The following is a 17,343-nucleotide window of genomic DNA, read 5'->3' as shown; positions in this document are numbered from 1 at the left end:
ATACGTCTGCTTATATGGCCGTTAGCGGCCACAAGGCTTGTCAGGGTGAAACGGGTTGGTTGCCGATTGTTTCAGCCGGGACTGAGGCAGGCAATGCCGAGGGGAACATGGTCGATGCAAAGGCCGACAGCCGCGGCAATGCAGCCACGGCGTTGCGCCACATTGCCTGCGCCAGCGGCGCGGCATCCAGCCCGCGCAACTCGCCCAGCACGCGCGCCACGCCAGCCACTTCGGCAGGCGTATTGCGCGCCTTGTGCTGCTCGCCGAACTGGTCGTCGGACAGCCAGGCCGGCGCGATGTCGGGCGCATCGGTCTCGAGCACGATGGTGTCCAGCGGCAGCTCCATCGCCAGGCGCCGGATCTGGTTGGCGCGGCTGAAAGTCAGGTTGCCGCCGAAGCCCAGCTTGAGGCCTTGGTCGACAAAACCGCGGGCCTGCTGCACGCTGCCATTGAAGGCATGGGCAATGCCCTGGCGCACACCGATGCGGCGCAGCTGGGCCGCCACCTGGTCCTGCGACTTGCGCACATGCAGCAGTACCGGCAGGTCGAACTCGCGGGCAATCTTGAGCTGCTCGGCATAGATCCAGGCCTGGTGCGTGGCATCGAGACCGGGCACGAAAAAGTCGAGCCCGATCTCGCCAATACCGACGAAGCGCGGATCGGCCATCGAGGCCTGCACTTCCCTGCGCAAGGCGTCGAGATCGGCCTGCCCCGCGCCCGGCGTGCACAGCGGATGGATCCCCAACGCGTAGACGCAGCTATCGTGGCGGTGCGCCAGCGCCCGTACCGCGGCAAAGTTCGACACGGCCACGGCCGGCAGCACGATGCCCGTCACCCCCGCCTTGGCAGCGGCGGCGGCGACGGCGTCACGGTCGGCATCGAATTCGCCGGCGTCGAGATGGCAATGGGTATCGATCCACATGGCGAGTTCCGCTGGCTCAGCGCTCGCGGTGGATATGCCCGTCGCGCAGCCGCAGCACGCGATCGCAGCGGCTGGCCAGGTCGAGGTCGTGGGTCACGATGACAAAGCTGGTGCCCAGCGTGCGGGACAGCTCCAGCATCAGGTCGTAGACGCCGCCCGCGGTGTGGTCGTCCAGGTTGCCGGTGGGCTCGTCCGCCAACACGCAGGCCGGGCCGCCCACCAGCGCACGGGCGATCGCCACCCGCTGCCGCTCGCCGCCGGACAACTCGCCAGGCCTGTGCTGCGCCCGCTCGCCCAGGCCCACGCGCTCCAGCACCGTCATCGCCGCCGCGCGCGCCTCGGGCTGGCGCAACCCGCGGATGCGCATCGGCATGGCCACGTTATCCAGCGCGGTGAACTCGGGCAGCAGGTGGTGGAACTGGTAGATGAAGCCCAGCTCGCGGTTACGCACGATATTGCGCTCGCTCTCGCGCAGCGCGGTGAACGGCCGGCCCTTCAAGGCGACCCGGCCGCTGTCGGGGTTATCGAGCCCGCCCAGCACGTGCAACAGCGTGCTCTTGCCGGAACCGGACGCGCCCACGATAGCGACTTTCTCGCCCGCATCCACCCGGACATCCACGCCCTTGAGCACGGTCACGTCCAGGCCACCCTGGCGGAAGCGCTTGGTCAGGCCTTCGGCCAGCAGCACTGGCGTATCCGGGCCGGCCTTGCCAGCGGCGTCGGCAGCATTGCCGGCCGGTGCGGCGGCGCGCATCAGGGTTTCACTCATAGCGCAGCGCCTCCGCCGGGTTGACGCGGGCAGCGCGCCAGCTTGGGTAGAGCGTGGCCAGGATGGACAGCACGAAGGAGACGATACCGATGGTCGCAATGTCGTTCACGCGGGGATCCGAGGGCAGTTCGCTAATGAAATAGATGTCGCGCGGCAAGAACTGCACGTGCAGCAGCTGTTCGATAAAGGGCACGATCACATCGATGTTGAAGGCGATCAAGGCGCCGCCGGCAACTCCCGCCAGCGTGCCGATAAAGCCAATGGCAACGCCTTGCACGATAAAGATCTTGGTGATCGAGCTCGGCTGGGCGCCCATGGTGCGCAGGATGGCGATGTCTGCCTGCTTGTCCGTCACGGTCATGACCAGCGTGGACACCAGGTTGGCCAGCTGGTCGGCCACCTGGGGTGCGCGCTGCATGTCCGTCAGCTTCAAACGCACGCCGGTGGGCCCGGCGAGGCGGAACATGGCTTCGGCGTCGCGGATATTGATCAGCGCCAGCGCGTTGTCGAACTCGAAATGGCCGGACGAGAACACGCCCACCACCGTGAACTGCTTGAGCCTCGGCAGCACGCCGGCCGGCGTGATGGTGCCCTGCGGCACCACCAGCGTGACCTTGTCGCCCACCTGCACGCCCATCGCGTTGGCCAGCTCATTGCCCAGGGCGATGCCGAACTCGCCCGGAAGCAGGCGCTCCATGCTGCCGCCCCGGAACTGCTTGCCGATATCGGAAACCTTGGGTTCCTCGGAAGGCTCGACCCCGCGCAGCAGTACGCCACGCACGGCGTCCTCGCGGGTAAGCATGGCCTGCGCGGCCACATAGGGCGCGGCACCGATCACTTCCTTGTTGCGCATCGCCTCGGCGGCGGTCTTCTGCCAGTCGGGCAGCGCCCCGGGGCCAACCACCTCGATGTGCGACAGCACCGAGAGCATGCGATCCCGCACTTCTTTCTGGAAGCCATTCATCACCGACAGCACCACGATCAGCGCCGCCACGCCCAGCGCAATGCCGAGCATGGAAATCATCGAGATAAAGGAAATAAAGGTGTTGCGGCTGGCACGCTTGCTTGCGCGGGTGTATCGCCAACCGATCTGCCACTCGTAAGGAAAGTTCAAGAGGGTTCCTGTTGTTAAGGAGAAACGCCGGCGCCACACCGCCGACGCCGCTGATGACTTGCCGGCCGCACACGCGAGGCGCCGCGCGCGCCATTGCCGCAACCGGGCAGGGGACGATATTTCTGCCGCCGGCCAGCCGCAAGTTTACAATCTCGGCACCATGATGACGCACCTGACCCTGATTGTGCCCTTTTCTGTCCCGCCCGGCGCCGCGATCGACGCCGACGGCGGTGGCAACGACGCCATGCTCGAAGCCTTGCTGCGGCAGTTGGAGTTGCCGGCGCTGGGAAAGTTGCTCACGCGCGCCAGCCCCGGCCCGCGCGAGCGGCACGACGACCCCTTCCTGCGCGCGCTGCCGCATGAGCGCTGGCTGGCCGGGCGTGCCGGGCTCGACACGGCCCGCGTGCCCAGCGCCCGTACATGCGCCTGGCCGACATGACCGCCGCCGGCGCCGCTGCCACGGCGGACGATGGCCAAGCCTGGGCCTGCCTGCAGCCGGTGCATATCCATGCCGCGCGCGACCACCTGGTGCTGATGGATCCGGCCCAGCTGCATATCCGGGCCGAGGAGTCCTCCGCCCTGCACGCCGCCGTGGCGGCACTGCTGCAGGAATCCGGCATTGTGCTTGAAACGCCGCACCCGGCGCGCTGGTACATCCCGCAATCCGTATTCGGGCCACTTGTGGCCGCCAGCCCGCTGCGCGCCACCGGCCGCAATATCGATGTGTGGATGCAGGCCGGCGAGCGCGCCCGCGACTGGCGCCGGATCCAGAACGAAATCCAGATGACCTGGTATGACCATCCGGTGAACCAGGCCAGGGAAGCCGCGGGAGAATTCTCCGTCAACTCGGTCTGGCTCCACGGCGGTGGCACCCTGCAGCCGGTGCCGCGCCTGGCGGACACGGTACTGACCGGCGACGCCTTCCTGCGCGGCATGGCGCTGGCCGGCGGCGCGGCATGCCAGCCCCAGCCGCCGCGTTTCAAGGCAATCCAGGCGATGCCGGGCAGCGCCATGGTGCTGCTGGAGGACGCCATCGAGTCCCATATCGCCCAGGACTGGGGCCTGTGGATCGAGCGCATGCACACGCTCGACGCCGAATGGTTCGCACCCGCCCTGGCCGCCCTCGAAGCCGGGCAGCTGCAGGCGGTCACGCTGATGCTGTCGGGCGACAACCACTACGCCGAGTTCACCGTGCGCCGCGCCGACCTGCGCAAGTTCTGGCGCGGCCTGGGGCAGCGCGGCGACTGGCGCGCGCTGCTGTCCGACCTCGCCTATGCCGCCTGATCACCTGGTTTTCCGCAAGACCCCGCAATGACAAAAATCGCCGTTCGCTCCTTTTCCACCGAAAATGCCGGCAAGCTGGCCGGGATCGGCCTGCATCCCACGCTGGCACGCATCCTCTCGGCACGCGGCGTGCGCGAGCCGGCCGAGCTCGCCACCGAGCTGCCCGGCCTGTTGCCGCCGGCGGCCATGAAAGGCATCGACCACGCGGCCACCTACCTGGCCGACGCCATCGCCGCCGGCCGGCGCCTGCTGATCGTGGCCGACTATGACTGCGACGGCGCCACCGCCTGCGCGGTCGGCGTGCGCGGCCTGCGCATGCTGGGGGCCCGCATCGACTACATCGTGCCCAACCGCTTCGAGTATGGCTACGGCCTGACCCCGGAGATCGTGGCCTTGGCCGCCAAGCAACAGCCGGACGTGATCGTGACGGTGGACAACGGCATCGCCAGCGTCGACGGCGTGGCGGCGGCCAATGCGCTGGGCATCGACGTGGTCGTGACCGACCACCACTTGCCCGGCGACCAGTTGCCGGAGGCTGCGGTGATCGTCAACCCCAACCAGCCCGGCTGCGAATTCCCGAGCAAGAACCTGGCGGGCGTAGGCGTGATGTTCTACGTGCTGCTGGCGCTGCGCGCGGAGTTGCGCCGCCGCGGCGTGTTCGACGCGCAATCCCAGCCGCGCCTGGATACCCTGCTCGACCTGGTTGCGCTAGGCACCGTGGCCGACGTGGTCAAGCTCGACAGCAACAACCGCATCCTGGTGGCGCAAGGCTTGAAGCGCATGCGCGCCGGCCGCATGCACGCCGGCGTGGCGGCTCTGTTCCGCGCGGCCGGGCGCGAAGCCACGCGCGCCAATACCTTTGACCTGGGCTTTGGCGTGGGCCCGCGCCTGAACGCCGCCGGGCGCCTGGCCGACATGTCGCTCGGCATCGAGTGCCTGCTGACCGACGACGCCAACCGCGCCTGGGAGATCGCCCAGGAGCTCGACGGCATGAACCGCGAGCGGCGCGACATTGAAGCCGGCATGCAGCAAGAGGCCTTGCAGATCCTGGAGTTCACCTTCGCCCCGGGTGACGAGGACACGATCAAGGGCTCGGGCCGCTCCATCCCGGGCTTTCACCTGCGCGATGCGCTGGATCTGGTGTCCAAGCGCCATCCCGGCCTGCTGAAGAAGTTTGGCGGCCACGCCATGGCGGCCGGCCTGACCCTCGGCGCCGACAGCTTCGGGCAGTTCATGGAGGCGTTCGAGGCGGTGGGGCGCGAGTGGCTGAGCGACGAGCAGCTGGCAAGGGTGATCGAGACCGATGGCGACATCGAGGATGCCTGCTTCAGCCCGGAATTCGTCTCGCTGCTGGAGCAGCAGGTGTGGGGCCAGGGCTTCCCGGCGCCTACCTTCTGCGGCGAGTTCGACGTGCTGCGCCAGAGCGTGCTCAAGGGCAAGCACCTGAAGCTGCAGCTAGGGCGCGGCAGCCAGCGCTTCGACGCGATCTGGTTCAACCACGCGAATTCACTGGGCGCCAGCGCGCTGGTGGCCTACCGGCTCGACAACAACACCTTCAATGGCATCACCCGGGTGCAGATGGTGATCGAGCACGCGCAGTAGCGCGCCCGGCTGGCGGGTGGCTTAGCCACGCGACGGCAGCAGCCCCGCCGGATCCACAGGCTTGCCGTTGTTGCGCACCTCGAAATGCAGCTCGCTGTCGGCCGTGCCCATGCGCCCGACCTCCTGCCCGTTGGTTACCTGCGCGCCCTCGCTGACCGAGGGCTTGTCCAGGTTGCCATACACCGTCAGCCAGTTGTCATCGTGCTTGATGATCACCAGCATGCCGTAGCCGCGCAGGTTGCCGACGTGGATGGCCTTGCCGGCGGCGGCCGCGCGCACCACGCTGCCGGGCGCCGTGTTGATGCGCAGGCCCTTGCTGGCAGGCGGCCCGTAGCCGGCGGTCACGCGGCCGTCGGCCGGCCATTGCAGGCGGATGCTGGTGGCGGGCGCGCGCGACGGCGCGCTGTTGTCCACCCGCGGCGTGTCCCCGACCGCCACCGGCCCGCTGCCGGCACCCGTACCGGCGCTGGCGCCGGCCGGCGGGCGGACCCGCAGCAGTTGCCCGACTTCGATGCGGTCCGCGCTGGGCAGCTGGTTCCAGCGCACCAGGTCGCGCACCGAGCGCTTGTGCCGCCGGGCCACGGTGTACAAGGTGTCGCCGCTCTGCACCCGGTAGTAGCCATCCGGCGCGGGCTCGCTGGCCAGGGTGCCGCAGCCGGCGGCCAGGCACGCGGCAGCAGCGACGGCCAGCAGGCCAAGCGCGCGGCGCCGCGCGTTCGTCTTGTCGTGGTTGCTTTGCGTCATCACGTACTTATCGTCCCTCCCTGTGCATGTATTGAAGCCCGCATCTTGAGGCCGGCCTTGACCGGCCCTGGGCCGGTGGCGCGTGCCATGGCGCACCCGCAACTGTAGACCCTCCGGAAGGCAAACCGTTCGAAATCACGCAACAGACGCGATCCAAGCCGGGGCAAAAGCCCCCGATCCGCTATAATTCAGGGTTTTGAAAGCGCAGGAACATCATGGAAGCAGAACGCCTCAACGCCATCTCCGGTGCCATCTCTGATCTCCGTTCGCGAACGGAAGATCTACGGGGGTATCTTTGACTACGATGTCAAGGTAGGAAGACTCGACGAAGTCAACGGCGAACTCGAGGATCCCGAGGTCTGGAACAACCCCAAGCGGGCCCAGGATCTCGGCAAGGAAAAGAAAATGCTGGAGGGCGTGGTCGGCGTGCTCGGCAAGCTCACGGACGACCTTAGCGGCGCCGACGAGCTGTTCGAGCTCGCGCGCGAAGAAGGCGACGACGACACGCTGGAAGCCATCGAGACCGACGTTGCCGGCTTCGAGGCCATCGTCGCGGACATGGAATTCCGCCGCATGTTCTCCGGCGAAATGGACCAGGCCAACGCCTTTATCGACATCCAGGCCGGCGCTGGTGGCACCGAAGCCTGCGACTGGGCGTCGATGCTGTTGCGCCAGTACCTGAAGTATTGCGAGCGCAAGGGCTTCAAGGCCGAAGTGCTGGAAGAGTCGGAAGGCGACGTGGCGGGCATCAAGAGCGCCACGATCAAGGTCGAGGGCGAATACGCATTCGGCTACCTGCGCACGGAAACCGGCGTGCACCGCCTGGTGCGCAAGTCGCCGTTCGATTCGTCGGGCGGCCGCCACACGTCATTCTCGTCGGTCTATGTCTACCCCGAGGTCGACGAATCGTTCGAGGTCGACGTCAATCCGGCGGACCTGCGCGTGGATACCTACCGTGCCTCCGGCGCGGGCGGCCAGCACATCAACAAGACCGATTCGGCCGTGCGGATCACGCACGCCCCGACCGGCATTGTGGTGCAGTGCCAGAACGACCGCTCGCAGCACCGGAACCGTGCCGAAGCCATGTCGATGCTGAAGTCGCGCCTGTACGAGCACGAAATGCGCAAGCGCCAGGCCGAAGCCGACAAGCTGGAGTCGTCCAAGACCGATGTGGGCTGGGGCCACCAGATCCGCTCGTACGTGCTGGACCAGAGCCGCATCAAGGATCTGCGCACCAACGTGGAAATGTCCAACACGCAAAAGGTGCTGGATGGCGACCTGGATCCCTTCATCGTAGCCAGCCTGAAGCAAGGGCTGTAACACGCAGCGGCGCCACGCCGCCGCGGCGCGCCCTCCCGAATGGGAACAGCGCGGCGCGGCGGCAGGTGCGACAAATCACCTGCCGGGACAATCTTGACCATGACCGCAGCATCGACCGCAGCAACGCATCTGATCATCATCACGGGCACCTCGCGCGGGCTCGGTGCCTCGCTGACGCAGGCATTGCTCAAACCGGGCAACCGCCTGGTGTGCGTGTCCCGCAGCCGCAATCCCGAGCTGGAACGGGCGGCGTCCGCCAGCGGCGTCAAGGTAGCCTGGCACTTGCAAGACCTCTCCCAAGCCGGCCCGTCGGCAACCTGGCTCGGCAGCGTACTCGATGTCGTCGAGGAAGCGCTTGCCAGCGTCACGCTGATCCTGAACGCGGGCATGATCGATCCGATCGGCCCCATCGCCAACCTGCGTGAACCGGCGCTGGTGCAGCATCTGCTGACCAACCTGGCCACGCCGATGACCATGACTGCGGCGTTCCTCACGCACACCGAGCGCTTTGGCTGCCCGCGCAAGATCCTGGCGATCTCGTCCGGCGCGGCGCGCCGCCCGGTCGAAGGCTGGAGCGCGTATTGCGCCGGCAAGGCGGGCCTGGACATGTTCGTGCGCTCCATCAACGCCGAATACGCGCAGGCACCGGCGGAACGCGCCGTGCACGCCGTGGCGCTGGCACCGGGCGTGGTCGATACCGGCATGCAGGCCACCATCCGCAGCGCCGACTTTGCGCAGGTGCAGCGCTTCCGCGACCTCAAGGACAACGACCAGCTGGCCTCGGCCGACGACACCGCGCAGCGCATTGCCGCGTACCTGCAGCGGCCTGACTTCGGCAGCACCGAGCTCGACGACATCCGCAATACCTGAACCTCGCGCGGGCCTGGCCCGGGCGACTCACCAAGACATCATGACCGAATCCAACCGCGCGCCCGCCGAGACCAACGTCCCGGCCGCAGCCGACGAAAACAAGATCATCGCGGAACGGCGCGAGAAGCTCCAGGCCCTGCGTCAGCAAGGCCCGGCCTTCCCCAACGACTTCCGCCCGACCCACCAGGCCGCCGCGCTGCATACGCAGCACAGCGAAACCGAGCAGGCCGTGCTCGAAGCCACCCCGGTGGAAGTCGCCATTGCCGGGCGCATGATGCTCAAGCGCGTGATGGGCAAGGCCAGCTTCGCCACCGTGCAGGACGGCTCGGGCCGCATCCAGTTCTACATCAGCCGCGACGCGATCGGTGAGGACGTGTACGCCGCCTTCAAGAAGTGGGACCTGGGCGATATCGTGGCCGCCCGCGGCACGCTGATGAAGACCAAGACCGGCGAGCTGTCGGTGGCGGTGAGCGAGCTGCGCCTGCTGTCCAAGAGCCTGCGCCCGCTGCCCGGCGACTACTACGGCTTGGCCGACCAGGAGCAGAAATACCGCCAGCGCTATGTGGACCTGATCGTGTCGCCGGAAACGCGCGCCACCTTCCGCGCCCGCACCAATGCGATCAGCTCGCTGCGCCGCCACATGGCCAACAACGACTTCATGGAAGTCGAAACGCCGATGCTGCACCCGATCCCGGGCGGCGCCACGGCCAAGCCGTTCATCACCCACCACAACGCGCTGGACATGCAGATGTTCCTGCGCATCGCGCCCGAGCTGTACCTGAAGCGCCTGGTGGTGGGCGGTTTCGAGCGCGTGTTCGAGATCAACCGCAACTTCCGCAACGAGGGGGTGAGCCCGCGCCACAACCCCGAGTTCACCATGATGGAGTTCTACGCGGCCTACACGGACTACCGCTGGCTGATGGACTTCACCGAGGACCTGATCCGCCAGGCCGCGATCGATGCGCGCGGCAGCGCCGTGCTGACGTACCAGGACCGCGAGCTGGACCTGTCCAAGCCGTTCCATCGCCTCACCATCACGCAAGCGATCCAGAAGTTCGCACCGCAATATACCGACGCGCAACTGGCCGACACGGAATTCCTGCGCGCCGAGCTGAAGAAGTTCGGCATCAACACCGGCGCCCCGCAATTCCTCAACGCGGGCCTGGGCACGCTGCAACTGGTGTTGTTCGAGGAAACCGCCGAGAGCCAACTGTGGGAGCCGACCTTCATCATCGACTATCCGGTGGAAGTCTCGCCGCTGGCGCGCGCCTCGGATACCCAGCCGGGCATCACCGAGCGCTTCGAGCTGTTCATCACCGGCCGCGAGATCGCCAATGGCTTCTCCGAGCTGAACGACGCTGAAGACCAGGCCGAGCGCTTCCGCAAGCAGGTCGACCAGAAGGACGCGGGCGACGAGGAAGCGATGTACTTCGACGCCGACTACATCCGCGCGCTGGAATATGGCATGCCCCCGACGGGCGGCTGCGGCATCGGTATCGACCGCCTGGTGATGCTGCTGACCGACAGCCCCAATATCCGCGACGTGATCCTGTTCCCGCATCTGCGCCGCGAGGACTGACACACCGCGGCAGCCTCGCCAGGCTGCCCGCACGACAAAAAGCCCCGCCAGCGTTGGTGGGGCTTTTTGCTTATGGCCGCGCCATTGTTACAAACATGGCACGCGGAGGCCACGCATTTTTTCACTCAACCCCATGATTTAAAAGCAGATTTCAATCTACAGAAACTTACAAAATCAAACGGAAAATGGGCCTGGATTGGGCCAAACTAAGGCCATCGAATCGCTAGCCACCAGTACCGCTGACCGGCAGCGTTTTGCGAGGAAAATAATATGTCGAATCCGACCTTGCACCAATCCAACGAGCCCGCCTTGCCCGCTTCCCTGCCCGCCCAGCGCCGCCTGCATCCGCTGGTCGGCGCCGCCGCGGTAGCCATCGTGATCGCCAGCCTGACTGCGGTTGCCGCCATGACTGGCGTGCTGCCCACCAGCAAGGCCATGCAGGATACGCCCCAGTCCCTGACCGCGCCGGCCGCCGCCAACAGCGCCGAGACCGCGCAGCCGGTGGCGCCGGGCAGCACCACGCGGCCGCCCGAGGCCGCGAATCTGGCGCAGGCGCCCGTCGCCCCGGCCGCACCGGCACCGGCGCCAGCACCCGCTGCGCGCCGCGCCCAGGAGCGCAGCAGCGCCAGCCGCGATGCAGGCTATGGCCCTGGGGCCAGCCGCAATGACAACGGCGCCTACGCCGAACGCCAGCCAGCGCAAGGCAGCGCGAACGCCGGCCGCGTCGTAGCCATCACCCCGATCGAAGCGCCCAAGCCGGCCAGCGGCCTGGGCGCCGTCGGCGGCGCGGTTATCGGCGGCCTGCTCGGCAACCAGATCGGCAAGGGCAATGGCCGCATCCTGGGCACCGTGGCCGGTGCCGTGGGCGGCGGCTTTGCCGGCAACCAGATCGAGAAAACCGTGCGCAAGGACACCAGCTACCAGGTCCGCGTGCAGATGGACAACGGCAGCCACCGCACCTTCACGTATCAAGCCGACCCGGGCGTGCAGATCGGGGAACGTGTGCACATGCAGGATGGCCAACTGGTCGCTGGCTGAGCGGGCATCGCTCAACAGCATGAAAAAAAGCCGCGAAACGCGGCTTTTTTTCTTCTGCTCCTTACTCCGCCTCTTCAATCCAGGCAGATTGAATCGCTTCCAGGATCTTCTCGCCTGAGCGATCGGCCACATCGGCAAAGCCGTCCAGCTCCATGACCCAGCGGTGCAGGTCGGTGAAGCGGATGGTGGTGGGATCCACGTCCGGGTACTTGTCGTACAAGGCGGCGGCGATGTCGTAGGTGTCGGTCCACTTCATGGGAATTCTCTCCGGTCAGCTCTGGTCAGCAAGTCAGTGAGCGCGCGCGCTCAATGCTCTTCCTTGGCATGGTTGATCGTGTACTTGGGAATCTGCACGGTGAGGTCGCTGTCGGCCACCAGGGCCTGGCAGGAGAGCCGCGAGTTGGGCTCCAGGCCCCAGGCCTTGTCCAGCAGGTCTTCCTCTTTCTCTTCGGCCTCTTCCAGCGAATTGAAGCCCTCGCGCACCACCACGTGGCAGGTGGTGCAGGCGCACGACTTCTCGCAGGCATGCTCGATCTCGATGCCATTGCTGAGCAAGGCATCGCAGACGCTGGTTCCGGTCTTGGCTTCGAACACGGCGCCCTCGGGACAGAGTTCGACGTGGGGCAATACGATGATCTGTGGCATGAAATGTCCTGGATTTAGATACGGTGCGAGAGTCCTCGGGGATCAGCCCAGGTCCTCCACCTTGCGGCCAGCCAGCGCGCTCTTGATCGAGCGGTCCATCCGGCGGGCAGCGAATTCGTCGGTGCCGTGGGACAGCGCTTGCACCGCCGTCTTGATGGCGTGGTGATCTTCGCCTGCGGCAATGTCGCTCGCGGCCGTGATCAGGCGCTCCACGTCGGCGTGCTCCTCGGCCGAGAGCAGGTCGCCATCGAGTTCTAGCGCGCGGCGCGTGGCTTCGATGAGGCGCGCGGCGTCCACGCGTTCCTCCGCCAGCGCACGGCTCTTCATGTCGTGCTCGGCTTCGCGGAAGCTGTCCTGCAGCATGCGGGCGATCTCGTCGTCGGCGAGCCCGTAGGACGGCTTGACGGTGATGGTCGCCTCCACGCCGGATTGCGTCTCGCGCGCGAAGACCGACAGCAGCCCGTCCGCATCTACCTGGTACGTCACGCGAATACGTGCGGCGCCGGCCACCATCGGCGGGATGCCGCGCAGCTCGAAACGCGCCAGCGAGCGGCAGTCGCTCGCCAACTCGCGCTCGCCTTGCAGCACGTGGACGGCGATGGCCGTCTGGCCGTCCTTGAACGTGGTGAATTCCTGGGCGCGCGCGACCGGGATGGTGCTGTTGCGCGGGATGATCTTCTCGACCAGGCCGCCCATGGTTTCCACGCCCAGCGACAGCGGGATCACGTCCAGCAGCAGCCAGTCCTCGCCTGGGACGCCGTTGCCGGCCAGCAGGTTGGCCTGCATGGCGGCGCCCAGCGCCACGACCTTATCCGGGTCGAGGTTGGTCAGCGGCGGCTGGCCGAAGAAATCGCCCACCGCCTTGCGGATCGAAGGCATGCGGGTCGCGCCGCCTACCAGCACCACGCCCTTGACCTCGTCGGCACCCACGCCGGCATCGCGCAGCGCCTTGCGCACCGGCGACAGGGTTTTTTGCACCAGCGGCGCGGTCAGCTCGACAAAGGTCGTAGCCGGCAGCGTCAGGTGCACGATCTCGCCGCTGTTGAGCACGGCGTCGATCACGGTCGAATCGGCCGCCGACAACGCTTCCTTGGCCGCACGGGAGCGCACCATCAGCAGGCGCATGTCCTCGGCCGAAAGGGGCTGCAGGCTGGCCTGCTCGACGGTCCAGCACATCAGGCGCTGGTCGAAATCGTCGCCACCGAGAGCGGAATCGCCGCCGGTGGCCAGCACTTCGAACACACCGCGGCTAAGCTTGAGGATGGAGATGTCGAAAGTACCACCGCCGAGGTCGTACACGGCGTAGATGCCTGCCTTCGGAGGCGTTGTCCAGGCCGTAGGCGATGGCCGCCGCGGTCGGCTCGTTGAGCAAGCGCAGCACTTCCAGGCCCGCGAGCTGGGCGGCGTCCTTGGTGGCCTGGCGCTGGGCGTCGTCGAAATAGGCGGGCACGGTGATCACCGCGCCGACGAGCTCGTCGCCGAGTGAGTCTTCGGCTCGCTGGCGCAGCGTGGCCAGAATTTCCGCCGAAACTTCCACCGGGCTCTTCACGCCGGCCACGGTCTTGATCTGCACCATGCCGGGCGCGTCGACGAAATCGTAGGGGCTGTGCTCGATATGCGCGACGTCGCGCAGGCCGCGGCCCATGAAGCGCTTGACCGAGACGATGGTGTTCTTGGGGTCGTGCACCGCTTCGTCCTGCGCGCGGTAGCCGATCTGCGTACCCTTGGGCTGGTAGCGCACGACCGACGGCAGCAACGCGCGGCCGCTTTCGTCGGTCAGGACTTCGGGAATACTGTTGCGAACCGCCGCCACCAGCGAGTTGGTGGTGCCGAGGTCGATGCCGACCGCGAGCCGCTTCTGGTGAGGTGCCGGCGACATGCCGGGTTCGGAGATCTGGAGCAGTGCCATGATGAATCTTCTTTATTCGTGCGGTGGCAAAACCGGCCCGTTGCACAGGCCGACTTTGCGCCGGGGCGCCATTGTGGCATGGCTGTGGCGAACGTGCCCGGAAGGCGCTGGCGTCCCTCGGGGACCCTAGCCTTCCAGGCGGTCGATCGCCTCGCTGGTATCGTGTTCGATTTTCTCGATGAACATCAATTGCCTGGCCGCGCTGCCGGCGCCCGCGTTATCGCCGGCATCGAGCAGCGCGCCGAGCGCCGCGTGGCGCTCGCGCTTCTCGCCTCGCAACGCACGCAACAGCGCGTCGAGGCGCGCAACATCTTTCTCTTCAACCGCTTCCTGCAAGGCCTCGCGCCACTCCATCTGCTGCATCAGGAAGGCGGGCGCCATGGCGGTATTGCTCTCGGCCTGGATGTCCACGCCGCGCAGTGTCAGCAGGTAGATCGCCCGCTTGAGCGGCTGGCGCAGCGTGCGGTATGCCTCGTTGGCATGCGCGGCCCATTGCATGGCCACGCGCCGCTCGGCGTCCCCGGCATTGGCAAAGCGGTCCGGGTGCGCCTGCGATTGCACGGTCAGGTAGGCGGCGTCCAGCGCCGTCTCGTCGACTGCATATCCGACCGGCAGGCCGAACAGCGCGAAATAATCGTCTTTCAACACCTTCCCCAACAAAAAGGAGCGGCTGCGCCGCCCCCTTGAACTTCCTTCAGCGTGAAAGCGGCACGCTGACCGCGCGGTCAGGCAACGCGCCGTGCGCCGCTGCCCGCCCAATCCGCCGGCGGCTCCGCCCGATCGCATTTCAGGCAGTTCACCAGTTCGCCGATCCGGGCCGAGCGCCCCTGCGGCGTTAGCGTCCACGGACGCATCTGCCACGGCGGGTCATGGCGCATGTGCTGGCCATGACCGCAATCGAGTTCGGCTACCCAGTAGCTTTGCTCGTCCTGATGAAAGCCGACAATGCTGCGTTTCATCGTATCCGCCGCGCCGATGCCAGCACGCTCAAACCCGGAACGACTCTCCGCAACCGCACTCATCCTTGACGTTGGGGTTGTTGAAGCGGAACCCCTCGTTCAGGCCTTCGCGCGCGAAATCAAGCTCGGTGCCATCGATATACGGCAAGCTCTTGGGATCGACGATCACCTTGATGCCGTGCGTCTCGAATACGCTGTCCTCCGGCAACAGCTCGTCGACATACTCCAGCTTGTAGGCCAGGCCCGAGCAGCCGGTCGTCTTGACGCCAAGGCGCAGGCCAACGCCCTTGCCACGGCGGTCCAGGTAGCGCGCCACGTGCTTGGCGGCTTTCTCGGTAAGCGTGATCATCGCTGCATCATCCCTTGATTGACCTCGGAACTCAGGCGGCCTTCTGCTCGGCGCCTTCGTGCTTCTTCTTGTAGTCCTCGACCGCTGCCTTGATGGCATCTTCGGCCAGGATGGAGCAGTGGATCTTCACCGGCGGCAGTGCCAGTTCTTCGGCGATGTGCGTGTTCTTGATTTCCAGTGCCTGATCCACGGTCTTGCCCTTGACCCATTCGGTCACGAGCGAGGAGGACGCGATGGCCGAGCCGCAGCCATAGGTCTTGAACTTGGCATCTTCGATCACGCCAGCTTCGTTGACCTTGATCTGCAGCTTCATGACGTCGCCGCAAGCGGGCGCGCCGACCATGCCGGTACCCACTGCGTCGTCGTTCTTGTCGAACGAGCCAACGTTGCGGGGGTTTTCATAGTGGTCGAGAACCTTCGTGCTGTATGACATTTTGGCTACCTCTTGGCGTATCCGTATTTATGGGGTCTAGCGTGGGCCTTGGCGCTTAGTGCGCAGCCCACTGGATGGAATTCAGGTCCACACCGTCCTTGAACATTTCCCAGAGCGGTGACAAATCGCGCAGCTTGGCGATACGCCGAAGTGCAGGCCGAACCCGACGACACCGCCACGTCCTTGATCGCCATGATCAGCGATTCGCCTTCGACGAAGTTGAAGCTGACATTGAGGTTATGGGGCACGCGTTGTTCCAGGTCGCCATTCAGGTAGACCTCTTCCATGCCCGACAGGCCGCGCCACAGGCGGTCGCGCAGCATGCGGATACGCTCATTTTCCGTTGCCATTTCTTCACGGGCGATGCGGAAGGCTTCGCCCATGCCCACGATCTGGTGCGTGGCCAGCGTGCCCGAACGCATGCCGCGCTCGTGACCGCCGCCGTGCATCTGCGCTTCCAGGCGCACGCGCGGCTTGCGGCGTACGTACAGCGCGCCCACGCCCTTGGGGCCATAGGTCTTGTGTGCCGAGAACGACATCAGGTCGCACTTCAGCGTGTTCAGGTCGATCGCTACCTTGCCGGTGGCCTGGGCCGCATCGCAATGGAAGATGATGCCCTTGGCGCGGCAGATTTCGCCGATCTGCGCCACGTCCTGGATCACGCCGATCTCGTTGTTGACCAGCATCACCGACACCAGGATCGTGTCAGGGCGGATCGCCGCCTTGAGCACTTCGATGTCGACCAGGCCGTTGTCCTGCACGTCGAGATAGGTCACCTCGAAGCCCTGGCGCTCCAGCTCGCGGGTGGTGTCGAGCACGGCCTTGTGCTCGGTCTTCACCGTGATCAGGTGCTTGCCCTTGCCCGAATAGAAATTGGCCGCGCCCTTGATGGCGAGGTTGTTGGACTCGGTTGCGCCCGACGTCCACACGATTTCACGCGGATCGGCGCCCACCAGTGCCGCCACCTGCTCGCGCGCTTCTTCCACCGCGCGCTCGGCATCCCAGCCGTAGGCGTGGCTGCGCGAAGCCGGATTGCCGAACTGTTCACGCAAATACGGAATCATCTTGTCCGCCACGCGGGGGTCTACCGGCGTGGTGGCTGAGTAATCCATGTAGATGGGGAAATGTGGGGTGCTCATCGTTATGACTGCCTTTTAGGGACCGCTATGCTTGACGTTGCTCTCTGTTCTCTTGCCGGCTGCCCGTCTTACGACTGAGCCAGGCTGAACACCGAATTCACCACCCGCGGACGCGCGGGTTTTTCCTGTTTGTCCGCCTTGCCGCGCGTGACCGCCACGGTTTGCGCCGCCGGTTCTTCGCGCATGTCGTGCAACACCGCGGGACACTTCGCGCGCTGCTGGTCGACCAGGTTCTTGAGGGAGACGGAATCCAGATACTCGACCATTTTCTGGTTCAGCGTGGCCCACAGCTCGTGGGTCATGCAGCGCCCGGTTCCCTCATCTCCGTTACAATTGCCCTTTCCGCCGCACTGGGTTGCGTCGAGTGGCTCGTCGACGGCGATGATGATGTCGGCCACCGTCACGTCTTCCGCCTTGCGGGCAAGGCTGTAGCCGCCGCCCGGGCCGCGCACGCTTTCCACGATCTCGTGGCGGCGCAGCTTACCGAACAGTTGCTCGAGGTAAGAGAGGGATATTTTCTGGCGCTGGCTGATGCCCGCTAGCGTAACGGGGCCCTGATCCTGGCGCATGGCCAGGTCGATCATGGCGGTTACCGCGAAGCGGCCTTTGGTCGTCAGTCTCATGATGCTGGGGAGTACTTGATCATTTTGGTCAAGTATAAAAGAAG

Annotated in this window: 16 protein-coding genes and 3 pseudogenes; 6 read left to right on the top strand and 13 right to left on the bottom strand. The window is 66.1% G+C overall.

Annotation, left to right across the window (positions count from 1 at the left end):
* Nucleotides 1–40 precede the first annotated feature (40 nt).
* Genes OR16_RS22210 through OR16_RS22200 form a run of 3 tightly spaced genes read right to left on the bottom strand, consistent with a single transcriptional unit; the run spans nt 41 to nt 2,805 of the window.
* Nucleotides 41–922 (bottom strand): TatD family hydrolase, encoded by an 882-nt coding sequence (locus OR16_RS22210; protein WP_006160192.1) that lies wholly within the window; start codon nt 920–922, stop codon nt 41–43.
* Nucleotides 923–938: 16 nt separating this feature from the next.
* The gene (gene lolD / locus OR16_RS22205) at nt 939–1,691 is read right to left on the bottom strand and encodes a lipoprotein-releasing ABC transporter ATP-binding protein LolD (protein WP_006160191.1); all 753 of its coding nucleotides are present in this window, start codon (nt 1,689–1,691) and stop codon (nt 939–941) included.
* Complete coding sequence (locus OR16_RS22200; protein WP_006160190.1) at nt 1,684–2,805, bottom strand: ABC transporter permease; 1,122 nt, start codon at nt 2,803–2,805, stop codon at nt 1,684–1,686. The genes lolD and OR16_RS22200 overlap by 8 nt, the downstream gene beginning before the upstream one ends.
* A gap of 160 nt (nt 2,806–2,965) precedes the next feature.
* On the opposite strand from OR16_RS22200, the pseudogene OR16_RS22195 reads away from it, so the two are divergent.
* Nucleotides 2,966–4,089, top strand: a pseudogene (locus OR16_RS22195) (hypothetical protein).
* A gap of 27 nt (nt 4,090–4,116) precedes the next feature.
* Nucleotides 4,117–5,691: a single-stranded-DNA-specific exonuclease RecJ gene (locus OR16_RS22190; protein WP_006160189.1), complete on the top strand. Its 1,575-nt coding sequence runs from the start codon at nt 4,117–4,119 to the stop codon at nt 5,689–5,691.
* A 21-nt stretch (nt 5,692–5,712) separates the two neighbouring features.
* Here OR16_RS22190 and OR16_RS22185 read toward each other — a convergent pair whose 3' ends face one another.
* A complete protein-coding gene (locus OR16_RS22185; protein ID WP_006160188.1) occupies nt 5,713–6,435 on the bottom strand; it encodes a M23 family metallopeptidase in 723 nt (240 codons plus the stop codon).
* Nucleotides 6,436–6,650: 215 nt separating this feature from the next.
* On the opposite strand from OR16_RS22185, the gene prfB reads away from it, so the two are divergent.
* The 4 genes from prfB to OR16_RS22165 all read left to right on the top strand — a co-directional run bounded on the left by prfB (nt 6,651) and on the right by OR16_RS22165 (nt 11,242).
* A protein-coding gene (gene prfB, locus OR16_RS22180) for a peptide chain release factor 2 (RefSeq protein ID WP_141639900.1) occupies nt 6,651–7,755 on the top strand; the annotation gives its coding sequence in 2 pieces (ribosomal slippage) (nt 6,651–6,731 and nt 6,733–7,755; 1,104 coding nt in all).
* A 99-nt stretch (nt 7,756–7,854) separates the two neighbouring features.
* The gene (locus OR16_RS22175) at nt 7,855–8,625 is read left to right on the top strand and encodes an SDR family oxidoreductase (RefSeq protein ID WP_006160186.1); all 771 of its coding nucleotides are present in this window, start codon (nt 7,855–7,857) and stop codon (nt 8,623–8,625) included.
* 40 nt (nt 8,626–8,665) lie between these two features.
* Nucleotides 8,666–10,204 (top strand): lysine--tRNA ligase, encoded by a 1,539-nt coding sequence (gene lysS, locus OR16_RS22170; RefSeq protein ID WP_006160185.1) that lies wholly within the window; start codon nt 8,666–8,668, stop codon nt 10,202–10,204.
* A gap of 270 nt (nt 10,205–10,474) precedes the next feature.
* Complete coding sequence (locus OR16_RS22165; RefSeq protein ID WP_006160184.1) at nt 10,475–11,242, top strand: glycine zipper 2TM domain-containing protein; 768 nt, start codon at nt 10,475–10,477, stop codon at nt 11,240–11,242.
* Nucleotides 11,243–11,303: 61 nt separating this feature from the next.
* On the opposite strand, the gene iscX is transcribed toward OR16_RS22165, so the two are convergent.
* The 9 genes and pseudogenes from iscX to iscR all read right to left on the bottom strand — a co-directional run bounded on the left by iscX (nt 11,304) and on the right by iscR (nt 17,299).
* The gene (gene iscX / locus OR16_RS22160; RefSeq protein WP_006160183.1) at nt 11,304–11,498 is read right to left on the bottom strand and encodes a Fe-S cluster assembly protein IscX; all 195 of its coding nucleotides are present in this window, start codon (nt 11,496–11,498) and stop codon (nt 11,304–11,306) included.
* Between the two features lie 50 nt (nt 11,499–11,548).
* Entirely contained in the window at nt 11,549–11,887 is a 339-nt protein-coding gene (fdx, locus tag OR16_RS22155; protein WP_006160182.1) for an ISC system 2Fe-2S type ferredoxin, read from the bottom strand.
* A gap of 42 nt (nt 11,888–11,929) precedes the next feature.
* Nucleotides 11,930–13,796, bottom strand: a pseudogene (gene hscA / locus OR16_RS22150) (Fe-S protein assembly chaperone HscA).
* A 126-nt stretch (nt 13,797–13,922) separates the two neighbouring features.
* Entirely contained in the window at nt 13,923–14,441 is a 519-nt protein-coding gene (gene hscB / locus OR16_RS22145) for a Fe-S protein assembly co-chaperone HscB (RefSeq protein ID WP_006160181.1), read from the bottom strand.
* Nucleotides 14,442–14,521: 80 nt separating this feature from the next.
* Nucleotides 14,522–14,755, bottom strand: coding sequence for a DUF3565 domain-containing protein (locus OR16_RS22140; protein ID WP_006160180.1), 234 nt, complete (start codon nt 14,753–14,755; stop codon nt 14,522–14,524).
* A 28-nt stretch (nt 14,756–14,783) separates the two neighbouring features.
* On the bottom strand, nt 14,784–15,104 hold the full coding sequence (iscA, locus tag OR16_RS22135; RefSeq protein WP_006160179.1) for an iron-sulfur cluster assembly protein IscA: 321 nt from the start codon (nt 15,102–15,104) through the stop codon (nt 14,784–14,786).
* 31 nt (nt 15,105–15,135) lie between these two features.
* Entirely contained in the window at nt 15,136–15,537 is a 402-nt protein-coding gene (gene iscU / locus OR16_RS22130; protein ID WP_006160178.1) for a Fe-S cluster assembly scaffold IscU, read from the bottom strand.
* Nucleotides 15,538–15,592: 55 nt separating this feature from the next.
* Nucleotides 15,593–16,682 (bottom strand): annotated as a pseudogene (locus tag OR16_RS22125) (IscS subfamily cysteine desulfurase).
* 62 nt (nt 16,683–16,744) lie between these two features.
* Complete coding sequence (gene iscR / locus OR16_RS22120) at nt 16,745–17,299, bottom strand: Fe-S cluster assembly transcriptional regulator IscR (protein WP_006160176.1); 555 nt, start codon at nt 17,297–17,299, stop codon at nt 16,745–16,747.
* Between the last annotated feature and the right edge of the window lie 44 nt (nt 17,300–17,343).

This window comes from Cupriavidus basilensis OR16 (assembly GCF_000243095.1).
GTDB classification, from domain to species: domain Bacteria; phylum Pseudomonadota; class Gammaproteobacteria; order Burkholderiales; family Burkholderiaceae; genus Cupriavidus; species Cupriavidus basilensis_D.
Note: the sequence above shows the minus strand (reverse complement) of the source record. Positions and strands in the feature narration are given on the sequence as shown.